A 25,231-nucleotide genomic window follows, 5' to 3' on the forward strand; every position below is an offset into this window, starting at 1 on the left:
ACCCGGGTCACCGCACAGAATCATCGGCCTAACGCAACAACCAGTGGAAATGAGGGCACGGCGTGCGTGTGTTGGTGTGGGCAGCGTGGGAGGCGCCGGTCATTCGACCGGCCACCGCAGTGCAACGGAGGACGGCTGCCCCGGAGGTGTCGCGGTGAGCGAGCAGTACGTACGGGATCTTCACGACGTGGACGAGCGGCAGGTCGCGATCGTCGGAGGCAAGGGCGCGCACCTGGGCGCCCTGGCGCGGATCGACGGCGTTCGCGTGCCGGACGGCTTCTGCGTGACGACGGACGCCTTCCAGCGGGCCATGGCGCAGGCACAGGCACAGGCACAGGACGGGGCGCAGGCGCAGGACCGAGCGCCGTCGATCGACGATCGGCTCGATCGGTTGTCGCGGGTCGACCCGGACGACCGGGAGGCCGTCCGCACGCTCAGTGCGGAGATCCGGGGGACCATCGAGGGGATCGTCGTCCCGCAGGACATCGCGGCGGCGATCACCGGCGCGCTCGCCCGGCACGGCGCGGGCGCCGCCTACGCGGTGCGGTCCAGCGCGACGGCGGAGGACCTGCCGACGGCTTCCTTCGCCGGGCAGCAGGACACGTACCTGAACGTCGTGGGGGCGGCGGAGATCCTCCGGCACGTCAGCCGGTGCTGGGCCTCCCTGTTCACCGAGCGGGCCGTGACCTACCGCCGGCGCAACGGCATCGACCACCGTACGGTCCGCATGGCCGTGGTCGTGCAGCGGATGGTCTTCCCGCACGCGGCCGGGGTCCTGTTCACGGCCGACCCCGTCACGGGCAACCGGAAGACCGCCACCGTGGACGCTGGATTCGGCCTCGGGGAGGCCCTGGTCTCCGGCCTGGTGAACCCGGACGTCTTCACGGTGCGGGACGGCGAAGTCGTAGCCAAGGCGATCACCGGCAAACAGCGCGCCGTTCACGCCCTGCCGGCCGGCGGTACCCGGGAAGTGGAGATCGACCCGCAGCGGCAGGAGCAGCCGGCACTGACGGATGCGCAGGCCGTACGGCTCGTGCGGCTCGGGCGGCGGATCGAAGCGCACTTCGGCCGCCCGCAGGACATCGAATGGTGCCTGGCCGATGACGGCTTCCAGATCGTTCAGAGCCGGCCGATCACGACGCTGTTCCCCGTACCCGTACCCCCCGTACCCGTACCCGTACCCGGACCCGGACCCGGACCCGGACCCGAGACCGGCGACCAGGGGAATCGCGTCTACGTCTCCGTCGGTCACGGGCAGATGATGACCGACCCCATGAAGCCCCTGGGGTACTCCATGTGGCAGCTGACGGCCATGGTGCCGATGCAGGAGGCCGGCGGGAGGCTGTTCGTCGACGTCACCCCGCGATTGGCCTCGCCCGCCGGCCGCGCTGGCTTCCTGGACGCCATGGGGAAGGGCGATCCGCTGATCAGGGACGCTCTGGAGACCGTCCTCGATCGCGACGACTTCGTCCCATCGCTCCCGGACGCGGGTCCGGGCGCCCCGTCGGTCGGCGCCCCGCCGGCCGGCGCGGCGCCCGCCCCCCTCGCGACCGATCCGGCCGTCGTCACCGAGCTGATCGCGCGCAGCCGGGCGTCCGTCGCCGCCCTGGAGCGCGACATCCGGACGAAGACCGGACCGGCGCTGTTCGACTTCCTCCTGGGCGCCTTCGAGGAGCACAAGCGGGTCCTCGCCGATCCGCTGAACCTTCAGGCGATCATGGCGGGCATGGACGCCACGTGGTGGCTCAACGACAAGCTGCGGGAGTGGCTGGGCGAGGAGAACGCGGCGGACACGCTCACGCTGTCCGCCCCCGGCAACATCACGTCGGAGATGGGACTGGCACTCCTCGACGTCGCGGACGTGATCCGCCCGCACGCGGAGGTGGTGGCGTTCCTGGCGGGCGTCGAGGACGAGGACTTCCTGGACGAGCTGGCGAAGCTCGCGGGCGGGACCGAGGCACGCGACGCCATCGAGTCCTACCTCGACCGGTACGGCATGCGCTGCGTCGGCGAGATCGACATCACGAGGCCGCGGTGGCGTGAGCGTCCCACCACGCTCGTGCCCGTGATCCTCGACAACGTCAGGAACTTCCGGCCGGGCGCCGCCGCACGGCGCTTCGAGGAGGGTCGGCAGAAGGCGCGGCAGAAGGAACAGGACGTGCTGGCGCGGTTGCGGGCCCTGCCGGACGGGGACCGGAAGGCCGGCGAGACCGAGCGGATGATCGACCGGGTCCGCACCTTCATCGGCTACCGGGAGTACCCGAAGTACGGCATCGTCAGCCGCTCCTTCATCTACAAGCGCGCCCTCCTGGAGGAGGCCGAGCGCCTCGTGCGGGCCGGGGTGATTCCCGAGAAGGAGGACGTCTTCTACCTCACGTTCCAGGAACTCCACGACGTCGTACGCTCGCACCGGGTGGACGACCGGCTCATCCGGCGCCGCAAGGACGCGTTCCGGTCGTACCACGCGCTCACCCCGCCCCGGGTGCTCACCTCGGACGGTGAGGCCGTCACCGGGGCGTACCGGCGCGACGACGTGCCGGACGGCGCCCTGATCGGCGTACCGGTCTCCGCCGGGACCGTCGAGGGACGGGCCCGGGTCGTCCTCGACATGGCGCGGGCCGATCTCGAAGCGGGCGACATCCTGGTCACGGCCTTTACGGACCCCAGCTGGTCCCCGCTGTTCGTCGGGATCGCGGGTCTGGTGACGGAGGTCGGCGGCCTGATGACCCATGGCGCGGTGATCGCCCGGGAGTACGGCTTGCCGGCCGTCGTGGGCGTGGAGGGGGCCACCCGGCTGATCCGGGACGGGCAGCGGATCCGCGTCCACGGGACGGGCGGGTACGTCGAGCTCCTGCCCTGACCGGCGGCATCGGCGGCGTCGACCGCCGCGGCGGCGTCGACCGTACCGGCGGGGGTCGGCGTACCGGGCCGCGCTCGTGCGCCGGGCCCACCCCACGCGGGCTCACCCCCCCGCCGCCCCCCGCCCCGCCGCCTCAGGAGTGCTGCGGACCCGCGGACTGCGGTCCGGTCCCCGACGTCTGACCGGCGCGCTCACCCACCAGCAGGGTGAGCGCGCACAAGCCGCCCGCCAACCAGCAGGCCGCCATCCACGTGATCCATCCGGCGCCCGACGTGACGACGAAGGCGACCACCGACGCGGTGGGGCCGGCTACGGCGGGCGGCACGTCGCGGGCCGCCGCCGGCGTGCCACTCCCGGCGCAGGATGCCGGAACGCTGCCAGGTCCTCCACAGGACGTATCCCACGATGGCCGCCTGCACCGCCAGGAACGCGCATCACGTCGACGGTTCACGCCCTTCCGGCGGCGCCCGGGAATGACCGGACCGGGCCCGTGGTTTAGGCGTGTGAGTGTGGTTGAAAGTTCAATGATATTGGGAGTGGGAAGCATGAGCGGGATGCAGTTCGGCATCTTCACGGTGGGCGACCTGACCGAGGACCCCACGACCGGAAGGACGGCCACCGAGCACGACCGGATCAAGGCGATGCTCACCATCGCCCTCCACGCGGAGCAGGCCGGCCTCGACGTGTTCGCCACCGGTGAGCACCACAACCCGCCGTTCGTCCCCTCCTCACCGACCACGATGCTCGGGTGGATCGCTGCCCGGACCCACAAGCTCCTGCTGTCGACGTCCACGACCCTGATCACCACCAACGACCCGGTGAAGATCGCCGAGGACTACGCGATGCTCCAGCACCTCGCCGACGGCCGCGTCGACCTGATGATGGGGCGCGGCAACACCGGACCGGTCTACCCGTGGTTCGGCAAGGACATCCGGGACGGCATCGACCTGGCGCTGGAGAACTACGAGCTGCTGCGTCAGCTGTGGCGCCGGGAGTCGGTGGACTGGGAGGGCAGGTTCCGTACGCCGCTCCGGTCGTTCACCTCGACGCCCCGGCCGCTGGACGGCGTACCGCCCTTCGTCTGGCACGGCTCGATCCGCTCCCCGGAGATCGCCGAACAGGCCGCGTTCCACGGAGACGGGTTCTTCCACAACAACATCTTCTGGCCCAAGGAGCACACCGAGAAGATGATCCGGCTCTACCGCCGCCGCTACGCCCAGCACGGCCACGGCACCGAGGAACAGGCGATCGTCGGCCTGGGCGGTCACGTGTTCATGCGCGCCAACAGCCAGGACGCGGTACGGGAGTTCCGCCCGTACTTCGACCGGGCCCCGGTCTACGGCAATGGCCCGTCGCTGGAGGACTTCTCCCGCGAGACGCCCCTCACCGTCGGCTCGCCCCAGCAGGTCATCGAGCGGACGCTGTCGTTCCGTACGTACGCGGGGGACTACCAGCGGCAGCTCTTCCTCGTGGACCACGCGGGCCTGCCGCTGAAGACCGTGCTGGAGCAGATCGACCTCCTCGGCGAGCACGTCGTGCCGGTCCTGCGCAAGGAGTTCGCGATCGGCCGGCCGGCACACGTGCCGGACGCGCCCACCCACGCCTCGCTCGTCGCGGCACACGGGGCCGGGGCCAGCGCCGTCGCACCGTGACCTGGCCTGCCTGCCTGCCCGACCTGACCTGACCTGACCTGAGCGGGGCCGGGCCGGGCGGGGTGGGGTGGGGCCGGCGCGCAGCTTGCCCCAGGTGTTGGTGCCGACCTGACCGTCGTCCGAGATCTTGGCCTTGCGCTGTACGGCGCGCACGGCGTCGTACGTGGCCTGACCGAACTGGCCGTCTTCCGCCAGCCACGTCGGGTAGCTCGTGGGCATGGTCACCAGCCTGCGCACGGACACGGGTCCGGGACTTCGCCAACTGGAACTGAGGTACGGGGAGTTGTGTCAAGCCGTGTGGGTACGCACGTCGGGCCTCCAGCCCGGGGACCGCGTCGAACTGTTCGTCCCCGGCGTCCCGGAGCCGCAGGAACTGCGGGTGAGCGACGGGCAACTCGGCAAGTACGTGGCCACCCCGATGGTCCCGGTACCGCAAGGGACCGCGGGCATCCGCTCGTGCGTGACGCCCGGGAACCCGGCAGACGGAACCCGGGTCTGCTTCGGCTGACCCCCTCGTGCCGGGCGGGGCGCCCGCGCAGGCGGCCGTACCCCGCCGGGACGGGGTCCAACCGCGGCAGACCCGACCGGCGTCGATTCCGCCCCGTGGAGGAACACGGTGCGGCGTCCCCCCTCCGCGCGGCCCTCCGCACGAACGAGCACCCTCTCGAACGCGTTCGAGGGCTGTGCGGTGGCTGTAGGGCAACCGGCATCGCTCGCGTCAGGACGGGGACCGGATACCGGATGCCCCTCCCGGGCCATCGGCACGACGGGAGGCGTCTCGGCTAGGGGTGCGGCGTTTGCCCGGTGTCGAAGGCCGCGAGGTCCCTTGCGCGTTCTGCCCGTGCCTGGAGGAGGCGGCGGAAGCCGGCCATCGCGTACCGCTCTCCCGTGGCCGAGCCCGGCCCCCGGATCCCGGCGACCTGGGCCATGAACCGCTGGGGCTGTGGCTGCCAGCCGACGGCCAGAACGCGCAGGTCCAGGCATTCCGCGCGCCGGTGCAGCTCCAGGAGGTGAAGCAGGCCGTCGCCATCCATGGAGACGACCTCGTGCAGATCGATCATGAAGTCCCGCTCGTCGACGGTGACATGGTCGAGTGTCTGCTGTAGCGCCAGGCCCGCGTCCTCCGCGAGTTCCCCGATGACGCGGACCAACACCGAGCTGCCGCAGCGCCGGACGTCCATGCTGATCAATACCGTCTCCCTCTCATCGCCCGAGGCGGCCGGCCCGCGGGAGCACCCATCTTGGTGGGGCGGTCCCGATCGGCGGTCTGCGGCGCGCCGCAACCGGTGGGCGTTCGTGGCGGGTGGATCAGCTCGTCCCGACGCGAAACGTCGCGAAACGTCGCGTAGCGCCGGGCGGCGTCGTGCGGCGTCGCGCGGCGAGTTCGCCCAGGGGCCGGGGTTCTCGCCGGCGATATCGGCCCACAGCCCGGCGTTGGCCTCCGCGAAGGCGTCCAGCGCGTCAGGGGTTGCGGCGCGCCAAGCCGGCTTCCGGGACGCCCACCGTTCCGCTTCGGCGGGATGGCGCTTACCGGTGGCGATCAGCCAGATGCACCCGAGGGCTGGGTCGAGCCAGGGGGCGGCCGCGGCCGACCAGGCCCAGTTGACCAGCACCGCCCTCCCGTCCGGGGTGATGATCACGTTCTCGCCGGTGATCATCTCGCCCATACGGACCTCAACCCTCAGACCAGACCCGGCGCGACGGGACGTGACGGGACGCGTCGCGACGGCCCGCCGCCCGTGAGCCGCCTCGAGGCGCCGAGTCCGGTCAGCGGTGCCGACGGCGCAGGAGGGCGAACGCCGCGACGGTCGCGGCGGCGGCGAGGGCCAGCAGGATCGCACTCTCGACCAGCTGGAGCGGCCAGAAGTGGGACTCGGGGTGGTACCGGCTCCCGGTCCCCTCCGCCTGATCGGACAGGACCCAGTTCTCCCCGCCGGGCGCGGGCCCGTCGAGGGCGGGCCAGAAGAGGGGGCGGAGCAGGACGATGGCCGCCCCGACGATCCCGACCGCGGCCACGGTCGCGGCCATGGCGGGCACCGTACGCCCGATCAGCAGCCCGGCCAGGGCGCCGACGGCGATGCCGAGGAGGGCGGAGCCCACCGCCACCGGCCCGATCGTCCCGTAGACGGGGACCTCGTACCACTGGACCGGGTACCAGGTGTCCGCCGTTCCCCGCCGGATCCATGCCGCCAGCAGCGCGAACGCGGGCAGGACCAGGAGTACGGCGGCGGTCGGCACCGCCAGCCTGGCGGCCAGCCAGCGGGCCGGACTGACCGACTGGGTCCACTGGAGCCGGTACGTGCCGGATTCGAACTCGCGCCCGATTAGCGGGCCCGCGACGAACGCACCGAGCAACAGGGGCAGCAGCCCGCTCACGCCGAGCGCGACGTAGGAGAACATCTTCGCGACGTACAGGCTGCGGGAGAGGAAGCCGCGGACCTCGATGCCGCAGCCCGACACGGTGTTCTCCACCCTGCAGCCGGTCGCGGCGAGGTCCTCGGTCAGTGACTGGACGTACCAGCGGCCGGCGGGCAGGGCGATGGCGGCGAGCAGCACCAGGGCGAGTCCGGCACACAGGACACGGCGGTGCAAGCCGACGGTGATTCGAAGGGCGCCGCGCAGGTCGGCGAGGGTCATACCGCAACCTCCACGGGCGGGGTGAGCCGGGCCGGAACGTCCGGGGTGTCCGGGGCATCCGCGGCATCGGGGACGCATGGGGCGTCCGGGGTGTCCGGGGCGCCGAGATGGGCGGGCACTCGTTCCTCGAGGGTGGGTTCGATGCACCGCGAGCCGTCGCCGCCGGGGAGCCGGAAGGAGCCGTCCCCGAGCGCCCGGCCGCGGCGGCGGAACCTCCGTCCGAGGCCGTGCGCCTCGATGGCTGCCTTCATTCTTCGTCCCCCTGGGTCGGTTCACTGCCGGGTCCGCTCAGCACGGACGTGAACGGCGCGGTGATGTCGTCCTGCTCCAGGCCCGCCCGCCGGCCTGGCCCGTGCCGGCCACTGGGCGAGCTCGGTGCGCCTTGAGTACGGTGTTGGGATTTACGCCCAGGGTCTCGACCACCTCACGGGCCGTGGGCGGCCGGCCGGCCGGCTCCAACAGGCACAGGCGCAGGGCCTGTTCACACGCCTCTCCTCCCCGCTTTCACTAGGGAAGTAGTGAAAGGGTGGCCCGGGGGAGTCCCGACTGTCAAGAGCGCTCATGCGCCGGTGTTCAGGTCCGCCCTCGGCCCCGACGGCGCCGCACCCGCGCGTGGGGAACCGCACGCCGTTCCTTGGGTGTTGGAACCGGCCGAACGGCTCCGTCGGCCGAACGGCTCCGTCGGTCGAACGCTTCCGCCGATCGAACGCTTCCGGCCGGTCGAAGACTTCCGGACGCGCTCTGGTGGGCGCATGCTCGGGCCATGGGCCCCGCACCGGATCTGCAGGCAGAGTTCAGCACCGAGGTCGCTGTGGCGTTCTCGTTCTTGACGGAGGAGATGGGCTTCGCGCCTCCGGAGCCCACGGGAACCATGCGCTTCAGCGGCAGCGCACTGCTCTTCCGCGGCGCCGGACTGGACGTGGAAGTGCGGTTCCACAACGGCCGGGAGCCCGAGGTCGGGACCGGTCTGGCCGTGGTCGGCCCGGACGGGGCCAGGGGCCGGTGGGTGGAACTGGACGCGCTCTACGCCGCCGCCGGATGCGGGCCCGCCCAGCACGTTCCCGGCTGCGCGACGCGGCCTGACAGGCCCGCGGAATGCGCCCGTTGACCGCGCCTCGGTCGGATCGCCCGGCGGACGCACGGCACGCGGCACCCGACCCGTCTCCGGCGGTGCCGGGAAATAGGCGGCTTCCCGAGGCGCGCCGAAAGCAGGGCGGTTCCACCCCCTCAGGCCGCTCCCAAGGAGTTCCCGTGTTCGGAAGCCTCCCGGGCCTCCCCGAAGAGGGTGCCGCACGACTCGCCCGCCCGGCCGAGAGGTGTGCGCCGTTGCTCAACCAGGACGGCGGCCTTGGGCTGTCGGCGGAACGGCTGGCCCGCCCGGCCGCGGACCTGGAGTCCCGTGTGAGGTCGTCAGCGATCCAGCGCGGGCCCGACGTTCCCGAGCCGTGCGCGTGATGTTCCCGACGCCGTCCGCGTGATGTTGTTGACGGACGCCGACCCGGGCATCCGCAGCGCCGGTCCGCGGGCGTTCGTACCTCCGGCGGACCTCCTGCCCGGGCTGCTGGCGGACCCGGCGAGCCGTGCCGCCGCGGTCGCCCACACCGTGCCGACCGCCGAGTTGGCCGCCGACCGGGATCCCGCGGTACGCAAGGCCGTCGCCGCCCACCGGAGTACGGGTGCCTTCGGCGTGCGGGGCGGCTTCGGTACACACACCTACCCTGCGCGGGTGCCGGGGTCTCGGCCCGGGTGGTGCGGCACCGACTTCTCGCGCACCATTGCATTCCCACTCCGGGGAGGCCAGATGAACCCTTACGACCCTCCGGAGCCGCCGCCGCGCCGATCCGGTGCCAATCGGTTCGTCCGGGCCCTCGCGCTGATCCTCGTACCGCCGGTGGCTGCCGTGTGGCTGTGGCGCTCGTCCCGTCTGCGGATCGTGACGAAGGTCGCCCTGACGGCCTGGTGCGTCCTCGCCACGCTGATCTGGATCGGCCTGTTCGTCGACCCGGCCCCGAGGCAGGGCGATCCCTCCGAGCCCGCGGAGACTCCTCCCGCCGCGAGCCCGTCGGCCTCCACCCCACCCCGTACGGCGCAGCCCACCTCCCCGCCGTCCCCGACGCCGCCGTCCACCACCCCCAGCCCGGTACCGCCATCCATCACGGCGCCGAAGACCACGACGGCCGCCCCCAGCGGACCCCCCGCGACGCCGACGGAACCGGTCGCACCCGCCGAGCCGAGCGCGGCCACCACCCCGGCCGAACCGGCCGAACCGGCCACCGAGGCTTCGAGCGCGTACTACCGCAGGTGCGCCGACGCCCGCGCGGCCGGCGCCGCGCCGCTGTACCGCGGGCAGCCGGGCTACCGGTCGGGGCTCGACCGCGACGGCGACGGGGTGGCCTGCGAGCCTTGGCTGTGATCCGAGACGGGGCCCGGCGTACGCCACTCAGGGCGCTTTAGTGGCGGCCCGCTTCGTGCTTTTGCCCCCGCTGGCGCCGGCGGGCGCGGCCTTCCGTGCAGCGGCCTTCCGCCCCGGGACTTTCCCACCCGCGGCCTTCTCACCACCGGCTTTCTGCCCCGCCGCTGTCCGACCCGCGGCCTTCCGGCTCGGGGCCCGCTCCGTGCCCGAGGCCGCCTGCGGTGACGCTGCCCGGCCCGGTGCGGTCGGCCACTTGAACTCGATCTCCAGCTCGATCTCCCCGTCTCCGACCTCGATCTCGATCTCGCCGCGCAGGTCATCGGGGATCCGCAGGCTCAGGGTCGCCGCGCCGAGTTCGAGTTCGGCATGCCCACCCTTCCTCAGCATGGTGGCGAGTGCCGTCAGCTGGTCAGCCGCCTCAAGGCGGGACAGCGAGCGCTTCTGCTCAAACTTGAGGTCCGTCATGCTCGTTTCCAATCCGGACGGGGATGGGACGGTGCGCTACGCCCATTCTGTGGCCGTGCGCACGATCGGACATCCTCTGGTGCTCCCGGCGCCGAGCCCCGAGGCCGCGCTCGCGGAGCGAAGATGCGACACCGTAAGGCGGATGCTGGAATGAGAGAACGGACGAGCAGGGTCCGAACGCTCGCCGTCCGCGCAATCCCGTTCCCCATTCCCAGTTTCCCATTCCCCGTTCCCGCAGGCGGCCGCCGCGCCGCCGCTCTCACGTCAGGAGTGCTCATGGGCCAGGACATCGAAGAGATGGGCCCCGTCGACTACCTGGTCGTCGAGTTCCCCGGAAACCGGATGACGGGCGAGGCGTTCCCGCTGCTGATCGACCTGGTCGACAAGGGGCTCATCCGCATCCTTGATCTTCGCTTCGTGCGGAAGGACACCGACGGTGCCGTGACCGCCCTGGAGATCACCGGGCTCGACGACCACGAGGGCGCGGTGGAGCTGGCCGTCTTCGACGGCGCGTCCTCCGAACTACTGGACCAGGACGACCTCGACGAAGCCGGCAACGCCCTTCAGCCCGGCAACGCGGCCGCGATCCTGGTGTACGAGAACCGTTGGGCGGCCCCCTTCGCCGCGGCCCTGCGCCGCAGTGGTGCGCAGATGGTGGCGGGCGGTCGCATTCCCGTGCAGGCGCTCCTGGCCTCCATCGAGGCGGAGCAAGCCGGCCCCGGGAGCCAGCCGCAGCAGTGACCCGCGCTGTGCGCAGATGATCGAGGATCCGGCGCGCTGACAGCGGCCGTGGCCTACGAACTGGTCCCACGGGCGGAGAACCCAGCCTGTGGGCCTTCGACGCGCCGGCCGCGGCCGGGGGAGTGCTGGTCTTCCCGGGGATCATCGAGGTAGGTGGCTGGCATCGCCAGCACCGACCCGGCGGCGAACCCCTTCGCGTAGCGCCCGTCGGCCTCGGGCAGCGGCGTACGAGCGCGGGGCAAGAGGACGGGGCTGCTGACGGCCCTAGACTTCGCCATCGCCATCGCCATCGCCATCGCTGGCGCCTGTCAGCCTGTCAGCCTGTCAGCCTGCCAGCACTGTCATCCCTCGCGTGACCGCCATCAGAGTCGGCGCCCGGCACGACGCCCCCCGGCCGAGTCGGCCCGAACCGCCTATCGCCCCCGCATCCGTCCCCGTCCCCGTCCCCTCACGCGGTCGTGGATCCCGTGACCCGGAGGGTGGCGGAGCGCAGTGCGAGGGCCATCACCACCTCGAACACGCCGAGCAGGACGAGCCACAGGCCCAGCAGGCGCGTCAGGGCGACGGCGGAGTCCACCGGGAAGCAGAGGACGACGATCCCGGCGACGGTGCCGAGCGCGCCCAGGGCGAAGAGCAGGCCGCGTTGGACGAGTGCGCGGTCGGCGATGGCCACGTACGCCGTGAGCACTCCGGTCAGCAGCCAGAACACCCCCACGATCAGGGAGAGCGCGCCGATGGTCTGCATCGGGTGCCGCAGGACCAGGACGCCCGCCAGGAACGCCGCCATGGCGATGAGGATCCCCGCCAGTCTGCTGCCGCCCTGGTCGCCGCTGTGCGAGAACGCCGTCACGAAGCGGAAACCGCCGGCCACCAGGAGCTGGAGACCGATGATCACGGCGAGGATGTGCAATGTCTCGTCGGGCCAGACGAGTACCAGGATGCCGGGGATCAGGGTCGCGAGGGCGAAGCCGAGCGCCCAGTGCCACGATCCTCCGAGCTGCCGGAGGAAGTCCTCGGGATCACTCTGGGGACTGTGCGGTGCAGCCTCGGGGGTTACGGTCATCACGCCTCCTGGTCCAGCCGAACGGCCCCGTGGGGCCCCTCGAACCCATCGGACATGCCTCGTCCGCCGATGTGGCCCATTTTAAGCCGGTATGATCCAGCTCGCTGTTCCAGGCGGCCTCCGCCGCCCCCCGCCGCCCGGCACGCCCGGGGTTCACGGGCAGCTTGATCCCGGGTCGTCGTGGACGAGGGCGCAGACCACCCGCTCCCCCCGGCGGGCGTCCGGATAGGTCGCGAGCAGTTCGGCCTTGAAGTCGTTCCACTGCCGGGTGATCTCGGCGGTGGCTCCGGAAGTGGCGCGGTTGAAGTTGTCGCCCGTCCTCGAGCGGCGGGAAGCGGCCGTGTCCTTGTTCAGGTCCCGGTTGTGGGTGACCCGGCCGGCGCAGTCCCCCGCCTTGACGCCGGTGGAATCGAAGTCGGAGTAGCAGCCGGTCGTGAGGTCCACGGGTATCCGGGTGCGTGCCTCCCGCGTCCAGTCGGCGTCCTTCATGGCGCTGTAGCGGCGGATGTCGAAGAAGGGGGCCACATCCGTACGCGCCAGACCGGGAGGGTTGGCGAGGTCGACAGGGCCGGGGGCGGCCCGGTCGGCCCAGTTCGAGTGCGAGTAGAAGTCCTGGAGCGGGTGCCAGCCGCGGCCGAGCTGTTCCAGGACGTCGCACTTGGCACGGTCGGGAGTCTCCTTCCACGTGCAGTGGGAGGACAGGTCGCTCTGGTCGGCCCGGACCTTGCCGTGTACGTCGACCAAGGCGTCGGCGGCCCGGACGGCGTTCCGGAAACGGGTGACGGAGGTACGGACGCAGGCGAGGAGCTCGGTGGTGGCCTCGTCCCGGCTGCGGGGATAGTCCTCGGCGTAACGGGGTGCGAGATAGTCGGCGTTGTCGCAGTGCAGGGGGCCCAGGAGGAAGTATCCGCCGTGGTCATCGGCATTGATCGCCCCGTCGCGCGCGTCAGCCATCTCGAACAGCGTGGCCGGCTCCCAGGGCAGGGCCGCCCGGGTGACGGTCTCGTGGTTGCCGCCGGTGAACGCGTACGCGGGGTCGGACGGCACGGCGGCCAGGGCGATCACGAAGGCGGCCACACCGGTCGTTCGCGCCAGGCCGGGCCGCAGGTGAGAGGACACGCGACGCTCCAGTCGTACGAGTGGTGCGGAGCCGAAGCTTCTCGGCGACGCCCCGGGTGCGCGGGCCACGCGCACTTGGGCTGCCGGGTACGTGGGCCCCTGGTGCTCCCGCCTCCCGGTGCTCGGGCCCCGGGTGCTGGAGCTCCCGGTGCTCGGTCCCCCGGTGCTCGGGCTCCCGACGGAGACGGACGTCTGCCTGCAAGCCTAACGAACCACCGGTGCGGACGCCGGAAGCCCGGGGCTCCGCTGTCGTGGTGCCCTGCGGCCGCTGCCGGCCGAGGCGTCGGCCCGCGGGTCGCGCCGCGCGGTGCCTCCCACAGGGGGCGTAACCCAACGCGCGGACCTGCGGCGCCGCGTGTGCAATGGCCGGGAGCCGGTCTTTCGCCCCGGCCGTCCCGAGGGAGAATCATGACTGAGCCGCCCGAGCCGCCCGCCGCCGCGGCGCCCGCACCGGTTCGGGCGGACGGACCACGTCCCCGGCGGGTCGTGAAGAGCGTCGTTTCGGCGGTGCTGATCACGCTCACCTGCATCCTCGTACCGCTCTCGCTCCTCACGGTATGGGTGCACGACATTGTGCTGGACACCAACCGGTACGTGTCCACCGTCTCTCCTCTGGCGTCCGACCCGGCGATCGAAGCGGCGGCCGTTCACCGCATCACCGAGGCGGCCGATGTCCGGGTCGACGGCGCCCAGGTCACGTCCGACCTCGCCGCGTGGCTCGAATCGCAGGGGCTGCCGGCCCGCGTCGGCACGGCGGTCAAGGCGTTGGGGCCGCAGCTGGACTCGGCCGCCGACGCGGCCGTGTCCAAGGTGGCGACCCGCTTCGTGGAGAGCGACCGGTTCGAGAAGGTCTGGACCACCGCCAACCGCGCCGCTCACTCCGCGGTGGTGCACGCGCTGACCGGTCAGGGCCGGGGCGCGGTGGGAGTCGAGGGCGGCACCGTGACCCTTGACGTCGGGACCGCCGTGGAGACCGTCAAGCAGGACCTCGTGAAGGCGGGGCTCGCCCCTGCCGAGAAGATCCCCGAGGTCAACAAGCAGATGGTGCTCTTCCAGTCCGACAAGCTGGCGAAGATCAGAGGCGCGGTCCACCTCCTCGACGTCGTCGGAAACTGGCTGCCCGTCCTCACGGTGATCCTCGGCGCCATCGGGGTCCTGCTCGCACGGCGCCGGCGCCGGGCGCTGGTCACCACCATGCTGTGCGCGGCCGCCGCCTGTCTGATCCTCGCCATCGGCCTGGCCGTCGCCCGCCGCTACTACCTCGACCACCTTCCGGAGCAGGTCCAGTCACCGGCCGCCGCAGCGGCGGTCTTCGACACGCTCGTGCGGTTCCTGAAGGTCAGCATCCGCACCGCGATGGTCCTCGGGGTCGTGGTGGCCATCGGCGCCTACCTGTCCGGCGCCGGCCGACTGCCGCGCGGGATGCGAGCCAAGGCCGAGCGCACCGCGGACTCCGCTGCCGGCTGGGGCGCCTCCCACGGCGTGCACACCGGCCGGGTCGGCACGTGGGTGCAGGCCCACCGGCGCTGGATCACCATGGGAGCGCTGCTCTTCCTCGCCCTCGTGTTCGCCCTGTGGAACCACCCCACGGTGCTCACGGTGCTGCTGCTGGTCCTCATCCTCCTCGCCGTGCTCGCCGTACTGGCGCTTCTGGCGGCCGACGGCCGGGTCACTACGAGGCCGGAGCGCCCGGCGGGACGGGAGCCGCACACCCGGTGACAGCGGGCCCGACGAGGACGGTGCCCGCGGCCCACGTGGACGGTGCCCGCGGCCCACGCGGACGGTGACCGCGGTCAGCACCTGAACCCTGACCGGTCGCCGCCCGCGTGGCGATCATCCTGGGGGCCCGGGAGAATGAGTTGCCGTGGACGGCAGCAGCCGGTCGCGCGAATTGGCCGGTAGCCGATAGCAGGTGGCAGATGGCCGGCAGTGGGAACACAGGTGATCGCACATGTGCAGATGGCTCGCCTATTCGGGAACGCCCATGCTGCTCGACACGATCCTGTACAAACCCGCCCACTCCCTCATCGACCAGAGTTTGCACTCCAAGCTCGGCGTGGAGACCACGAACGGTGACGGGTTCGGCGTGGGGTGGTATTCGGAGGACAACGAAACCCCCGCCCTCCTCAGGGACATCGGGCCCGCCTGGAACAACCGCAACCTGCGGGAGATGGCCGACCACGTCCGGTCGCCGCTGTTCTTCGCCCACATCCGGGCGTCGACGGGCACGGCGGTGCAGCAGTCGAACTGTCACCCCTTCCGGCACGGCCGGTGGATGTTCATGCACAACGGCGCCATCACCGGCTTCCACCTGATGCGCCGTGACCTCACCCTGCTCGTCGACCCGGCCCTGTACGCCGACATCGGGGGAACCACCGACTCCGAGGTGATGTTCTTCCTCGCCCTGACCTTCGGCCTGGAGCAGGACCCGCCGACCGCCGTGGCCCGGATGGCGGGAGTGGTGGAGCGCGCCGGGCGGGACCACGGTGTGGAATTCCCCCTCCAGATGACGCTCGCCATCACCGACGGCGAAAGCCTGTGGGCCTTCCGGTACTCCAGCGGGCACACCTCCCGGTCGCTGTTCTACAGCAGCCGCGTGGACGCGCTGCGCAGACTGCACCCCGATGTCGCGTTCCTGCGGGACATCTCCGATGAGACCCGCCTCGTCGTCTCCGAACCCCTCGGCGACCTGCCCGGTGCCTGGAACGAGGTCCCGGAGAGCAGCTACGGCGTCGTACAGCCAGGGGCAGACGAGCTGTATCCCTTCACTCCGGAACCGGCGTCATCCGGCGGCTGACGCGCACGGCCGCACCCGCACCCTCCCGCTTCCGCTCCCGCTCCCGAGGGGCGGCCGCCGGGGCACCCGCCGGGAAGGCGCAGACCATGGACGCGAGACCTGACGAGTACGCCGTCCCGTCGCCCGCCCGCTCCCGCTCCCGCCGTCGCCGTCGCTTTCGCCGTCGCGCGGCGGCCACCCCGGCCACCGCGGCGACCCGGGCGTTCGAGGCGAGCGAGGCGAGCGTGGCGACCGAGGCGTGCGCGGCCACCTTCCCGCCGGCCCCGACGCGGTACGGGCGCGGGGTGTGACCATGGTGCTCGACCTGCTCCTCATCGCCCTGGCCGTCACCCTCTTTCCCCTGCCGATCATGGCCTTCGTCCTGGTCGTCGCCGCTCCCCGCGGGGTGCGCAACGGGCTGGCCTTCATCCTGGCCTGGCTGGCCTGCCTGGTGACCGTCATCGCCGTCGTCCTGTTCCTGACCGGCGGTTCCCCGCCCCCGCCCCGCTCCCCGCCCTCACTCGCGGCTCTCGTCGCCACCCTGGTCATCGGCGTGAGCCTGATCGTCTACAGCGAGCGCAGACGCCGTGGGCGCCGCCGCGACGACACGGCCGCGGGCCCCGCCGGGCAGCCGCGGCCCGAGGCCTCCGGTGCGGCGCAGTCCTCCCGCATGGACGACGCCACCGGATGGTCCTCGGCCGCCCTCGCCGTGCTCCTGCAGCCCTGGGGGATGGTCGGCGCCGCTGCCGCCACCGTCGTGCAGGCCGACCTCTCCCACGGCGCGTCCTTCGTGGCGCTGGCCGCGTTCTGCCTCCTGGCCACCTCCAGCCTGCTGGCCATGGAGCTGTACATGGTGTTCGCGCCGGTCAGGGCCCAGTCCGCCCTGACGAGCCTGCGCGCATGGCTCGAACGCCACAAGGAACCGGCGATCGTGGTCACCTGTCTGGTCCTCGGCCTGTGGCTCGTCGGCAGGAGCCTCTACCAGCTCACGGGGTGAACCGCCCGCTCAGGGGCCGTAGTTCAAGAGCCGTAGTTCAAGAGCCTTAGTTCGACGGCCGAGGACCAGGAGCCGAAGTTCAGGAGCCGAGGATCCGGCTCTTCTGTTCGGCGAACTCCGCCTCGGTCAGGATTCCCTGCTCCTTCAACGCCCCGAGCTCCTTGAGCTGAGCGATCCGGTCGCTCATGTCGCCGGCGGGCGGCTGCGCGGGCGCCGGGGGAGGGGCGGGCGCGGCCTGCTGCTGCTCGTAGCCCTGGGATTCCTGGGCGGCCCACCGTCCCCCTTGGCGCCGGGAGACCCGGTTGGATACCGCCGTCGCCGTACCCGCGACGACCGCGGTGCGTGCCACTCCTCGAAGAAGACCGGGCATGTCACTTCTCCTCACCGACCGGGCGCAGGCCGGACTGTCCGGCTGACGGCCCCGGCGCTCCTTCCAGCATGGCACCGCGGGGTGGCTTCGCGCCCTTCGGGAGCCCCCGGGGGCCGCGGCCGGTCAGATCGGTGGGAACGAGCGGGTCGGACGGTACGGGCACGAGGGACCGGTGCGGGCACGTGGGACCGGTGCGGGGGCGTCAGACGGTACGGGCGCGTCAGACGGTGACGACCTCGATGCCCGCCTCGGTGAACCGTGCCGCCATGTCGGGGTCGAGGCCGGAGTCCGTGACGAGCATGTCGATCCGGTCCAGGCCGCAGATCCTGGCGAAGGCGCGCCGGCCCATCTTGGACGAGTCCGTCGCGAGGACCACCTTCCGGGCGCGCTCGGCGAAGAGCCGGCTGATGCCGGCCTCGTCCTCGTGGTGCGTCATGACGCCCAGTTGAGGGTCCACACCGTCCACACCGAGCACCGCGACGTCGAGCACCACCTGGTTCAGCACGCCTACCGCCAGCGGGCCGACCAGCTCATAGGTCTGGGGACGCGCCACCCCGCCGGTCACCACGATCTTGAACTGCGGGCGTACCGCCAGCTCACCGGCGATGTTCAGGGCGTTCGTGACGACCGTGTAGCTCGGCCCGGAGGGCCCCTCCCCCCGATCGGCGGTCCCGCCGCCCGCCCGGAGCACCAGCGCGCGGGCCACCTCGGTGGTGGTGGTGCCCCCGTTGAGGCCGACGACGTCCCCCTCGCCCAGGAGGTCCGCCACGGCGCTCGCGATGCGCTGCTTCTCGGAGACCTGGCGCGAGGACTTGTAGCGGAGCGGCAGCTCGTAGGACACGCCGTGCCCGATCGCCCCGCCCCGCGTGCGGACGAGCAGCTTCTGCTCGGCCAGCTCGTCGAGATCGCGTCGGATGGTGGCCGGTGACACCGCGACCGAGGCGGCCGCCTCCTCCACCTCCAGCTTGCCGTCGACCGCGAGCAGTTCCAGCAGCTTGCTCCACCGTGCCTGCTTGGACATGCGCCGCTTCCCCTCCGTGCCCTTGACCCCCGGTACGCGCACCGGAGGGCGAACTGCCGCGCGGCCGCTCGCCGTCCCCCGAAGGGCATGCGCGAAGTCGATCGTAACGCCACACCGCGCGGCGCCACCGCGCAGCGCATGGCAGGGGAAGCCACCCCGTCGGGCGGTGGCCCCTCCGGTCGCGCGTTCCGGCCCGGCTGCCGTGTGGTTTCGGCCAGACCGTAGTCTCTGGGCATTCGCACTGGTGGGAGGGGTTACGGAGTCATGGAACGCAGGCCTGGGCGCAGGAGGGGCACGTGGGCGATCGTCCTGCTGGTGCTGGGCTTCGTACTGATCGGCGGACCGGTCGCGGTCATGCTGAGCCGGTTCACCGCGACGCACCAGGCCAGCGACAACATGCTGCCCACCCTCGTCATGGGAGACCTCATCGTCCTGCGCAAGGATCCGTCCGAGGTCCGGCGCGGTGACGTGGTGACCTACGACCCCGGCACGTGGGGGCTGGAGGGCCCGTTCCTCGGACGCGTGGTGGCCGTGGGGGGCGACCGTGTCTCGTACGCGATGGGGGACGAAGCCCTGACCCTCAACGGACAGCCGCTCGACGAGCCGTACGTGAAGGACGCCCCCGGAGACGGCGGAATGGCCTTCGACGTCGCGGTGCCGCGGGGCCGGGTCTTCATCCTGGGTGACAACCGCGGCAACTCCGCGGACTCCCGCTTCCACTCCGACGGCGACGGGGGCACGCTGCCGGTATCGGCCGTGACCGGCGTCGAGGAGGACCAGGAGGGCCCGGAACAGCTGGCCCTCGGCGCGGCGATGCTCGCAGGGGTGTGCCTCCTGCCGGTGGGCATCGGGCTGGGGATCGCCGCACTGGTGGTGCGGCGACGCAAGCCCGTGCCTACGGGGCCCGTCTGGGGCGCCGTCCACATCGACCGGCCGTAGCGGACGCCGGTCGCTCCGTTCCGTGTGTTCGGCGAGCCAGTCCGCCCGCTCCGCGCCCACGACCGCGCTGTAGGTCCTCTCGGTACGGCCGGAGCGCTCCGCGTTGCGGACGAGGTCCGTCGTACCGGGCGCAGGACAGAACGATCTCCGGCGCCCCTTCGAAGGTCCGCGCTCCCAGGAACTCCCGGTTCCTGAAGGTGTCGCCGTGCGGCATCCGGGCGTAGACGACCCAGGTGGAGCCGGAAGGCACGATGTGGCCGACCGGGAAGCCGTCGGAATGGCCGTCGTCCAAGCGGACCGACACGGCCAGCTCGCCCCGGCGCGGGTCACGTCCATGTGCTCCTCCTGCGGGTTCGGCAGGTGTTCCCCGGGGCGTGGGCACAACGCCGTTGTACAGCAAAGGAGTTCCGTCTGCTGCCCCGATCGCCGCCCCGATCGCTGATCCGATGGGCGGCCTGATCGGCGCGCCGGACTGCGCTGCCGCCGGGCCGGGTGGCCGGGCCGTCCCGGGCGGTCGGATCGCCCGGGTGCCGGTCCGCCCTGGGCGCCGGCCGGTTGACCTTGACACGGTGACAGGGTCTTCACTGCTTCTCGAGGAGGTGGTCTCCATGACGATCACGAAACAGGACGAAGACGCCACACGAGCGCTCGGGGCGCTGGAGGACGACCGTTCGTCCGTGCGCCTGAAGGCCGCGCTGGCGGTCGGCACGACTCCTGACCCGCGCTTCGTCGACAAGCTCATCGAGCGGAGCGCGATCGAGCCCGAGTTCTTCGTCCGCGACATGCTGACCTGGGCGCTCACCCGCCACCCGGTGTCCCTCACGCTCCCCGCGCTGGTCCGCGAAGTCGGCTCGGAGCGTGCGCAGGCCCGGAGCCAGGCGCTGCACACGCTGTCCAAGATCGGGAGTCGGGAGGCATGGCCGGCGATCACCCGGAAGCTGCTGTCCGACGCCGACGACGAGGTGGCGCGGAGCGCCTGGCGCGTAGCGGTCGTGCTCGTTCCGGAAGGAGAGGAGTCCGCCCTGGCCACGGTGCTGGCGACGCAACTCGGGCGCGGCGAACGGGAGACGCAGCTGAGTCTCAGCCGGGCACTGGTCGCACTGGGCGAAGCGACCGTGCCGGCTCTGCACGCGGCCACGACGGTCCCCGACCCGGTCGTGCGCGCACACGCGCTCGCCACCCAACGGCTGTTGAGCGACCCGGACACCGGATTCGAGTTCGCGATCGAGGAGGCGAAGCGCGTCGTGGCCCTCGGCGGGTCCGGCCGAGAGGGAGGATGAGGGCGTGTTGATCGGTGAGGTGGCGCGACGGTCCGGGGTCAGTGCGCGCATGCTCCGGCACTACGAGTCCCTCGGCCTGGTACGGCCCTGCGGCCGTACCGGCTCGGGATACCGGGAGTACTCCGAGGAGGACATCCGGCGGATCTTCCACATCGAGAGCCTGCGGTCGCTGGGGCTGTCGCTGCGCGCGATCGGGCGCGCGCTCGACGACCCCGGCTTCACGCCCGCGGCGCTCGTCGGCGACCTCATTCGCGAAGCCCGCGAACGCATCGCGGCCGAGACCGAACTGCTCACGCGGCTGCGCCGGATCGATGCCGCGGATCCCGCCGGCTGGGCGGACGTCCTCCAGGTCGTCGCGCTCCTCCAGGCACTGGGCTCGAAGAACGCCGGCGCCCGGCAGCGCGCGGCCCTCTCCTCGGTCGACGAGGTTCCGGTGCCGGTGGAGGCCCTGGTCGAGGCGGCACTGACCGAGACGGACCCGCACGTCGCCGGAGCCCTCCGATGGGCGCTCGCGCGATCGGGGGATGGCGTCACCGCCCTGCTGGCCGACGGCCTGGGCTCTCCGGTGCCGGAGGTGCGGGAAAGCGCCGTTCGGTCCCTCGCCGAGATGCCCGGCGCCGAGGCCACCGCGCAGCTGCGGCAGGCCCTCGAGAGCCCCGACGTCGCGGTCCGCGGGTATGCGGCTCTCGCACTGGGGACGCGTGGAGCGGCGGAGGCGGTCCCGACGCTCATCGACATGATCGTGAGGGGGAGGAACGACGTCGACGCGGCCGACGCGCTGAGCGTGCTGGCGAGCGACACCGCGATGGCGGACCGGATCGCGGCCGGCCTCATCGACCGCCTCGCCCACGACACCGGCGACGCGCCCGCACGCGGGCGCCTGACTCAGGCGCTGGCCGATGTCCCGGGGAGCAAGGCGTCGCGTGCCCTCGTGGAGCTGTCGCACGACGGGGACCGCGCCGTCGCGCTGACCGCGACGTACCTCCTTCGGCTACGCGAAGGAGAACGGCGGACGTGAACACCGAGCAGGCGGTCGCGGTGACCGGGGACGTCGCCCGGGCCTCCGCCCGCGGGCTTTCCACCGCGGCCCGCGCGGGCTCGCCCCGCCGGGACCGCGGCATGCCGAAGCCGAGCAGCGCACGGGGACGGTAGACGGTGAGGTCCGGCTGAGTGCCCGGGCTCGGCGACCCCGCCCTGCGCGACGGCCATCTCCTCCTCTTCGGCGCCCATTGGCAGCCCTTGGCCGCCCCCTTGCTGGCGAACTCCCCGCGCCTGTAAGTCAGTAGTGCCACCGCACGAGACAGCCCCGGCACCCGATGCCACGCGTGCCGCGGCCATGTTCGGACCCGGCGTCCCCGCCATCGACGGCGCCAGCCTGTGCGGCACCGACACCCCCCACGCCGACGCCACCATGCTGCGCATCACAAGTGGCTACGGTCGAAGCGGGTCTCACGAGCCGAGGAACATCCGGTCACGTAACCGAAGCGCCTGCGCGGGCTTTCGCGGCCCATCGGGTAAGGCTGGGGGGTTGGGGGGTGGGGGTGGCGCACGGTCGGGTCAGACTCGGTGGCAGCGATCTCGAAGCTCGGAGATGACGGCCTTCTCGAGCGCGTTGACGGGGCCGTCCACAGCACCCACCCGGTTGGCCGCGTCGAGTATGTCGCTCAGATCCCCCGGCTCGCTGTCCAGGCGTCGCCACACGTCGGCGGGGTCGATGTCGACGAGGTGGGCGAGCTGCTCATCGATCACCTGGTGCTTGTCCCGGACCAGCCTCACCAGGTGCCGCATCAGCAGCGCCTCATCGTCCGCCATCTTGCCGTCCGCCTTGATGACGAGCCACGCGACCCACAGCATCAACTGCGGGTGCCGACTCCGCTCGCTCAGCCCCTCGGCGAGTTCGATCACCCGTGCCTCGTTCCGGAAGACGGCTCGCGCGTGCCGCCCTGCGAGCAGCGTGGTGTAGCGGTTCATCACCACCGCGAGGGGAACGCCGACCACGGGGATGCCGATCTTGATGATGTTGCGCTGCAGGAGGAACTTGCCGACGAAGGGGAGCCCCTTCGCGGCGGTCAGCGCCGCGCCGGAGTAGAAGCGTTTGATCACCGGTCGCATGACGAACGGGACCGCCTTGACCACGCCTTCCCGCACCACTTCCCCGCTCTTGATCGTGAAGGCCACTCGGATGAGCTTCCACATGTCCTCGGGGTCGGACAGGTCGAGCGGGACCCGATAGAGGACTGCGATGTCGTAGGCCAGGCGGAGCTGGAGCCGGGTGATGAACACGACATCGACCATGACGGTCGCGAGGGCGGCCGGGACAGTCGCCGGTGAGGCACCGCCAAGGCTTCCGAGAGTGGCGACGACGGCCGCCGAGTAGGCCCCGGCGGAGAGCCCGCCTTCGAGCGCGGCGTACCGGGCCGCCATCTTGATCCGCTGGTCGACGATGGCATCCGCGGGCACGCCCGCATACCGGTCCTGGAAGAACTGCCAGTTGACCTTGGCGGTGTAGGAGCTCATGGCCTGGGCGCTGAGTTTGGTGAACCAGCCGCCCGACTTGATGTCGTCCGCGCTCAGCCCCGCGACGAAGTCCTTCAGCTCGGCCCGCTCGTGCTCGACAGCCTGACGATCGGCATCGTCGATGTCGATGTCAATGTCGGCTTCGGTGGCCTCGGCAGCGTCAGTTGGAGCTTTGGTCATGGTGAGTTCCCCCAAGCGGCTCAGCGCATAGCCAGGTTGCCCGGTCCGGACAACCCCGCTGACGTCTCAACACGGTGACTCGGCGACCAGCACATCTGGTCGACGGATGTCCCGTCGAACTGCACCCTAACGCGCCATCATGCGGCTGGTGCCGTCTCGTCGACTTCCGTCGTGATCGCCTTCGCCGCGGTCAGCTGGGCGTGCCCGGGACGTAGTAGCCCGGGCCGTGGGGGCCGTCCTCCTCGTACGTCAGCACGGTCTCGGCGGTGAGGAACCGGGGGGCACGGGTGAGGGCCACCAGGAACTTGCCCCCTCGGCCTCCTGGGCGCCGTCCGGATGCAGCGCGGCATTGTCGACGCGGCCTGCGCCAGCTTGACCCGCGCCCCCTCGAGGCCATGCATGCAAGGGGTCCAGACCGGGCGGGCGCGCGACACCGTCGTCCAGATGCGCCGAGCCCGCTCCCGCTACCGGGTCCGCTGACCGGTCCGGTGCGCGGCTCCGGTGCGTGGCTCCGGTGCGCACGCGCCGGGACATGCGGTGTTCATAGCGGACGGAACAGGGGGCTTCCGTAAAGACATGATCACGGATGAGCCTTTTCGGTCAGGATCGAAACGATTACTCAGGGTAAGGAGCGTCGCCCGGCCCCTCCCCTCATCCCCCACCCCGCTTGCTCCGACCGTCCCGCACCGCGTGCGCAAGGGGCAGGAGTTCACGCGGTCGCACCCCGGGTAGTGCGAAAGATTTCCTGGTTCGTGTCCGCACTGCCGCAAAATAAGTCCGAAACTGACAGGTTTGCTTTGACTCTTGCTCGGTGAGTCGGTGAATGTCGTTCACATGTCCGACACATCCCGAGCCGCCGCCGGTGGCCCCATGCGCTTGCGCGACTTCCGACTGTTACTCGCGGGAGCTGCCACCGGACAGCTCGGTGCCCAGGTCACCCTGGTGGCGCTGCCCCTCGTGGCCGTCCTCGAACTCGACGCTCCTGCCTTCCAGGTGGGCCTCCTGACGGCCGCGGAGACCGCCGCCTTCCTGCTCGTCGGACTGCCCGCCGGGGCGCTCACCGACCGCATGCGCAAGCGGCCCCTGATGATCCGCGCGGACCTGGTGCGCGCCGTGGCCATGGCGAGCATCCCGGCCGCCGCCCTCGCCGATGCCCTGACCATGGCCCAGCTCTACGTCGTCGCGCTCGTGACCGGCGTGGCGACCGTGTTCTTCGACGTCGCCCATCAGAGCTACCTGCCGCAGATCGTGCCCCGTGAGCAACTGGTGGCGGGCAACGGCGCACTGGAGACGGTCCGTTCCTCCGCCCAGGTGACCGGCCCCGGTGTCGGCGGCGGACTGGTCCAGCTCGTCGGAGCGCACTTCGCGGTCATCGTCGACGCCGTCGGCTACCTGCTCTCCGCCCTCTTCCTCTCCCGCATCAAGCAGGCAGAGGGAACACCGGCGCCCGTCGCCGCCGGAGGCTCCCTGCGCAAGGAGATCGGCGAGGGCGTCCGCTTCGTCTTCGGCCACCCGCTGCTCCGCGTCATCGCCGTCACCACCGGCCTCGCCAACTTCTCCACGGCCGTCCTCATGGCGACGCAGACCGTGCACCTCGTCCGCGTCGTCGGACTGGAGGCCGGCGGCCTCGGGCTGGTGCTGTCCGCGTCGGCCGTGGGCGGGCTGCTCGGCGCCGTGTGCGCCGGCCGCCTCGCCGCCCGGCTCGGGCAGGCGCGGGTCATCCTCCTGTCCGTCCTCGTGACCGGCCCGTTCGCGCTGCTGTGGCCCCTGTCCGGGCACGGTGTCACCGGCGCGGTCGTCTTCGCCGCCGGATCGGGAGTCGTCTCCTTCGGCGCCGTCGTCTACAACGTCGCCCAGGTCAGCTTCCGCCAGGGGTTGTGCCCGCCACGGCTGCTCGGCCGGATGAACGCCACCCTGCGCTTCCTCATGTGGGGCACCTTGCCGCTCGGCGCGCTCCTCGGCGGAGCCCTCGCCCAGTCCTACGGGTCGCGTACGGCACTCGCCTGGTGCGCCGTCGGCATCCTCGCCGTACCGCTGCCGCTGCTCCTCTCCCCGCTGCGCCGGATGCGGGACCTCCCCGGTCCGCAGGACGACGACGGCAGCGCCGGCGCCGACCGGGGGACACCGCTGGAGAAGGCCTCCGCCGACGGCGAGGAACGGCCGGCCCCCGCACCCACCGGCTGACCGCCGTACGGCCATGT

At 71.8% G+C, this 25,231-nt stretch carries 24 protein-coding genes and 1 pseudogene; 15 read left to right on the forward strand and 10 right to left on the reverse strand.

From position 1 onward, the window contains the following. Positions 1–154: 154 nt before the first annotated feature. Both rph and OTB16_RS13385 read left to right on the forward strand, forming a co-directional pair. Positions 155–2,860 carry a rifamycin-inactivating phosphotransferase gene (gene rph / locus OTB16_RS13380; RefSeq protein ID WP_267720355.1) on the forward strand — a complete coding sequence of 902 codons (2,706 nt, stop codon included), beginning with the start codon at positions 155–157 and terminating at the stop codon, positions 2,858–2,860. 554 nt (positions 2,861–3,414) lie between these two features. After that, the gene (locus OTB16_RS13385; protein ID WP_267720503.1) at positions 3,415–4,512 is read left to right on the forward strand and encodes an LLM class flavin-dependent oxidoreductase; all 1,098 of its coding nucleotides are present in this window, start codon (positions 3,415–3,417) and stop codon (positions 4,510–4,512) included. Between the two features lie 93 nt (positions 4,513–4,605). Here the strand turns inward: OTB16_RS13385 and OTB16_RS39545 are convergent. Continuing rightward, a pseudogene (locus tag OTB16_RS39545) lies at positions 4,606–4,731 on the reverse strand (peptidoglycan-binding domain-containing protein); the annotation flags it as partial. Here OTB16_RS39545 and OTB16_RS13390 point away from each other — a divergent pair. Next, positions 4,730–5,020 carry a hypothetical protein gene (locus OTB16_RS13390; protein WP_267720356.1) on the forward strand — a complete coding sequence of 97 codons (291 nt, stop codon included), beginning with the start codon at positions 4,730–4,732 and terminating at the stop codon, positions 5,018–5,020. The pseudogene OTB16_RS39545 and the gene OTB16_RS13390 sit on opposite strands and share 2 nt — an antisense overlap. Before the next feature lie 274 nt (positions 5,021–5,294). Here OTB16_RS13390 and OTB16_RS13395 read toward each other — a convergent pair whose 3' ends face one another. The 3 genes from OTB16_RS13395 to OTB16_RS13405 all read right to left on the reverse strand — a co-directional run bounded on the left by OTB16_RS13395 (position 5,295) and on the right by OTB16_RS13405 (position 7,400). Beyond that, the gene (locus tag OTB16_RS13395; RefSeq protein WP_267720357.1) at positions 5,295–6,179 is read right to left on the reverse strand and encodes a hypothetical protein; all 885 of its coding nucleotides are present in this window, start codon (positions 6,177–6,179) and stop codon (positions 5,295–5,297) included. A 100-nt stretch (positions 6,180–6,279) separates the two neighbouring features. Continuing rightward, positions 6,280–7,149, reverse strand: coding sequence for a hypothetical protein (locus OTB16_RS13400; RefSeq protein ID WP_267720358.1), 870 nt, complete (start codon positions 7,147–7,149; stop codon positions 6,280–6,282). Further along, the gene (locus tag OTB16_RS13405; RefSeq protein ID WP_267720359.1) at positions 7,146–7,400 is read right to left on the reverse strand and encodes a hypothetical protein; all 255 of its coding nucleotides are present in this window, start codon (positions 7,398–7,400) and stop codon (positions 7,146–7,148) included. The genes OTB16_RS13400 and OTB16_RS13405 overlap by 4 nt, the downstream gene beginning before the upstream one ends. 512 nt (positions 7,401–7,912) lie before the next feature. Between OTB16_RS13405 and OTB16_RS13415 the strand changes: the two genes are divergently transcribed. Beyond that, positions 7,913–8,257, forward strand: coding sequence for a hypothetical protein (locus OTB16_RS13415; RefSeq protein ID WP_267720360.1), 345 nt, complete (start codon positions 7,913–7,915; stop codon positions 8,255–8,257). Between the two features lie 693 nt (positions 8,258–8,950). Beyond that, positions 8,951–9,562, forward strand: a complete 612-nt coding sequence (locus OTB16_RS13420; protein ID WP_267720361.1) for an excalibur calcium-binding domain-containing protein — start codon at positions 8,951–8,953, stop codon at positions 9,560–9,562. Positions 9,563–9,589: 27 nt separating this feature from the next. On the opposite strand, the gene OTB16_RS13425 is transcribed toward OTB16_RS13420, so the two are convergent. After that, a complete protein-coding gene (locus tag OTB16_RS13425) occupies positions 9,590–10,027 on the reverse strand; it encodes an amphi-Trp domain-containing protein (protein ID WP_267720362.1) in 438 nt (145 codons plus the stop codon). A 276-nt stretch (positions 10,028–10,303) separates the two neighbouring features. Between OTB16_RS13425 and OTB16_RS13430 the strand changes: the two genes are divergently transcribed. After that, on the forward strand, positions 10,304–10,768 hold the full coding sequence (locus OTB16_RS13430) for a DUF6325 family protein (protein ID WP_267720363.1): 465 nt from the start codon (positions 10,304–10,306) through the stop codon (positions 10,766–10,768). A gap of 448 nt (positions 10,769–11,216) precedes the next feature. On the opposite strand, the gene OTB16_RS13435 is transcribed toward OTB16_RS13430, so the two are convergent. After that, a complete protein-coding gene (locus tag OTB16_RS13435) occupies positions 11,217–11,831 on the reverse strand; it encodes an HdeD family acid-resistance protein (protein WP_267720365.1) in 615 nt (204 codons plus the stop codon). Between the two features lie 153 nt (positions 11,832–11,984). Beyond that, positions 11,985–12,950, reverse strand: coding sequence for a hypothetical protein (locus tag OTB16_RS13440; RefSeq protein WP_267720366.1), 966 nt, complete (start codon positions 12,948–12,950; stop codon positions 11,985–11,987). Positions 12,951–13,358: 408 nt separating this feature from the next. Here OTB16_RS13440 and OTB16_RS13445 point away from each other — a divergent pair, with 408 nt between their 5' ends. The 4 genes from OTB16_RS13445 (at position 13,359) to OTB16_RS13460 (ending at position 16,723) form a co-directional block, all read left to right on the forward strand. Further along, on the forward strand, positions 13,359–14,669 hold the full coding sequence (locus tag OTB16_RS13445; RefSeq protein ID WP_267720367.1) for a hypothetical protein: 1,311 nt from the start codon (positions 13,359–13,361) through the stop codon (positions 14,667–14,669). Positions 14,670–14,901: 232 nt separating this feature from the next. Beyond that, complete coding sequence (locus OTB16_RS13450; protein WP_267720368.1) at positions 14,902–15,747, forward strand: class II glutamine amidotransferase; 846 nt, start codon at positions 14,902–14,904, stop codon at positions 15,745–15,747. 86 nt (positions 15,748–15,833) lie between these two features. Beyond that, positions 15,834–16,037 (forward strand): hypothetical protein, encoded by a 204-nt coding sequence (locus OTB16_RS13455; RefSeq protein WP_267720369.1) that lies wholly within the window; start codon positions 15,834–15,836, stop codon positions 16,035–16,037. A gap of 2 nt (positions 16,038–16,039) precedes the next feature. Continuing rightward, positions 16,040–16,723: a GAP family protein gene (locus OTB16_RS13460; protein WP_267720370.1), complete on the forward strand. Its 684-nt coding sequence runs from the start codon at positions 16,040–16,042 to the stop codon at positions 16,721–16,723. Positions 16,724–16,802: 79 nt separating this feature from the next. Here OTB16_RS13460 and OTB16_RS13465 read toward each other — a convergent pair whose 3' ends face one another. After that, positions 16,803–17,093, reverse strand: coding sequence for an SHOCT domain-containing protein (locus tag OTB16_RS13465; protein WP_267720371.1), 291 nt, complete (start codon positions 17,091–17,093; stop codon positions 16,803–16,805). A 220-nt stretch (positions 17,094–17,313) separates the two neighbouring features. After that, positions 17,314–18,114 carry a DeoR/GlpR family DNA-binding transcription regulator gene (locus OTB16_RS13470; protein ID WP_267720372.1) on the reverse strand — a complete coding sequence of 267 codons (801 nt, stop codon included), beginning with the start codon at positions 18,112–18,114 and terminating at the stop codon, positions 17,314–17,316. A 264-nt stretch (positions 18,115–18,378) separates the two neighbouring features. On the opposite strand from OTB16_RS13470, the gene lepB reads away from it, so the two are divergent. The 4 genes from lepB (at position 18,379) to OTB16_RS13490 (ending at position 21,485) form a co-directional block, all read left to right on the forward strand. After that, entirely contained in the window at positions 18,379–19,053 is a 675-nt protein-coding gene (gene lepB, locus OTB16_RS13475) for a signal peptidase I (protein WP_267720373.1), read from the forward strand. A gap of 608 nt (positions 19,054–19,661) precedes the next feature. Continuing rightward, entirely contained in the window at positions 19,662–20,333 is a 672-nt protein-coding gene (locus tag OTB16_RS13480) for a HEAT repeat domain-containing protein (RefSeq protein ID WP_267720374.1), read from the forward strand. 4 nt (positions 20,334–20,337) lie between these two features. Beyond that, entirely contained in the window at positions 20,338–21,351 is a 1,014-nt protein-coding gene (locus OTB16_RS13485) for a MerR family transcriptional regulator (RefSeq protein WP_267720375.1), read from the forward strand. Then, positions 21,348–21,485 (forward strand): hypothetical protein, encoded by a 138-nt coding sequence (locus OTB16_RS13490; RefSeq protein ID WP_267720376.1) that lies wholly within the window; start codon positions 21,348–21,350, stop codon positions 21,483–21,485. Before OTB16_RS13485 ends, OTB16_RS13490 begins: the two co-directional genes overlap by 4 nt. A gap of 405 nt (positions 21,486–21,890) precedes the next feature. Here OTB16_RS13490 and OTB16_RS13495 read toward each other — a convergent pair whose 3' ends face one another. Beyond that, entirely contained in the window at positions 21,891–23,030 is a 1,140-nt protein-coding gene (locus OTB16_RS13495) for a hypothetical protein (protein WP_267720377.1), read from the reverse strand. Positions 23,031–23,864: 834 nt separating this feature from the next. On the opposite strand from OTB16_RS13495, the gene OTB16_RS13500 reads away from it, so the two are divergent. Next, positions 23,865–25,214, forward strand: coding sequence for an MFS transporter (locus OTB16_RS13500; protein ID WP_267720378.1), 1,350 nt, complete (start codon positions 23,865–23,867; stop codon positions 25,212–25,214). Positions 25,215–25,231: the final 17 nt, after the last annotated feature.

Source organism: Streptomyces antarcticus, from assembly GCF_026627255.1.
Lineage (GTDB): Bacteria > Actinomycetota > Actinomycetes > Streptomycetales > Streptomycetaceae > Streptomyces > Streptomyces antarcticus.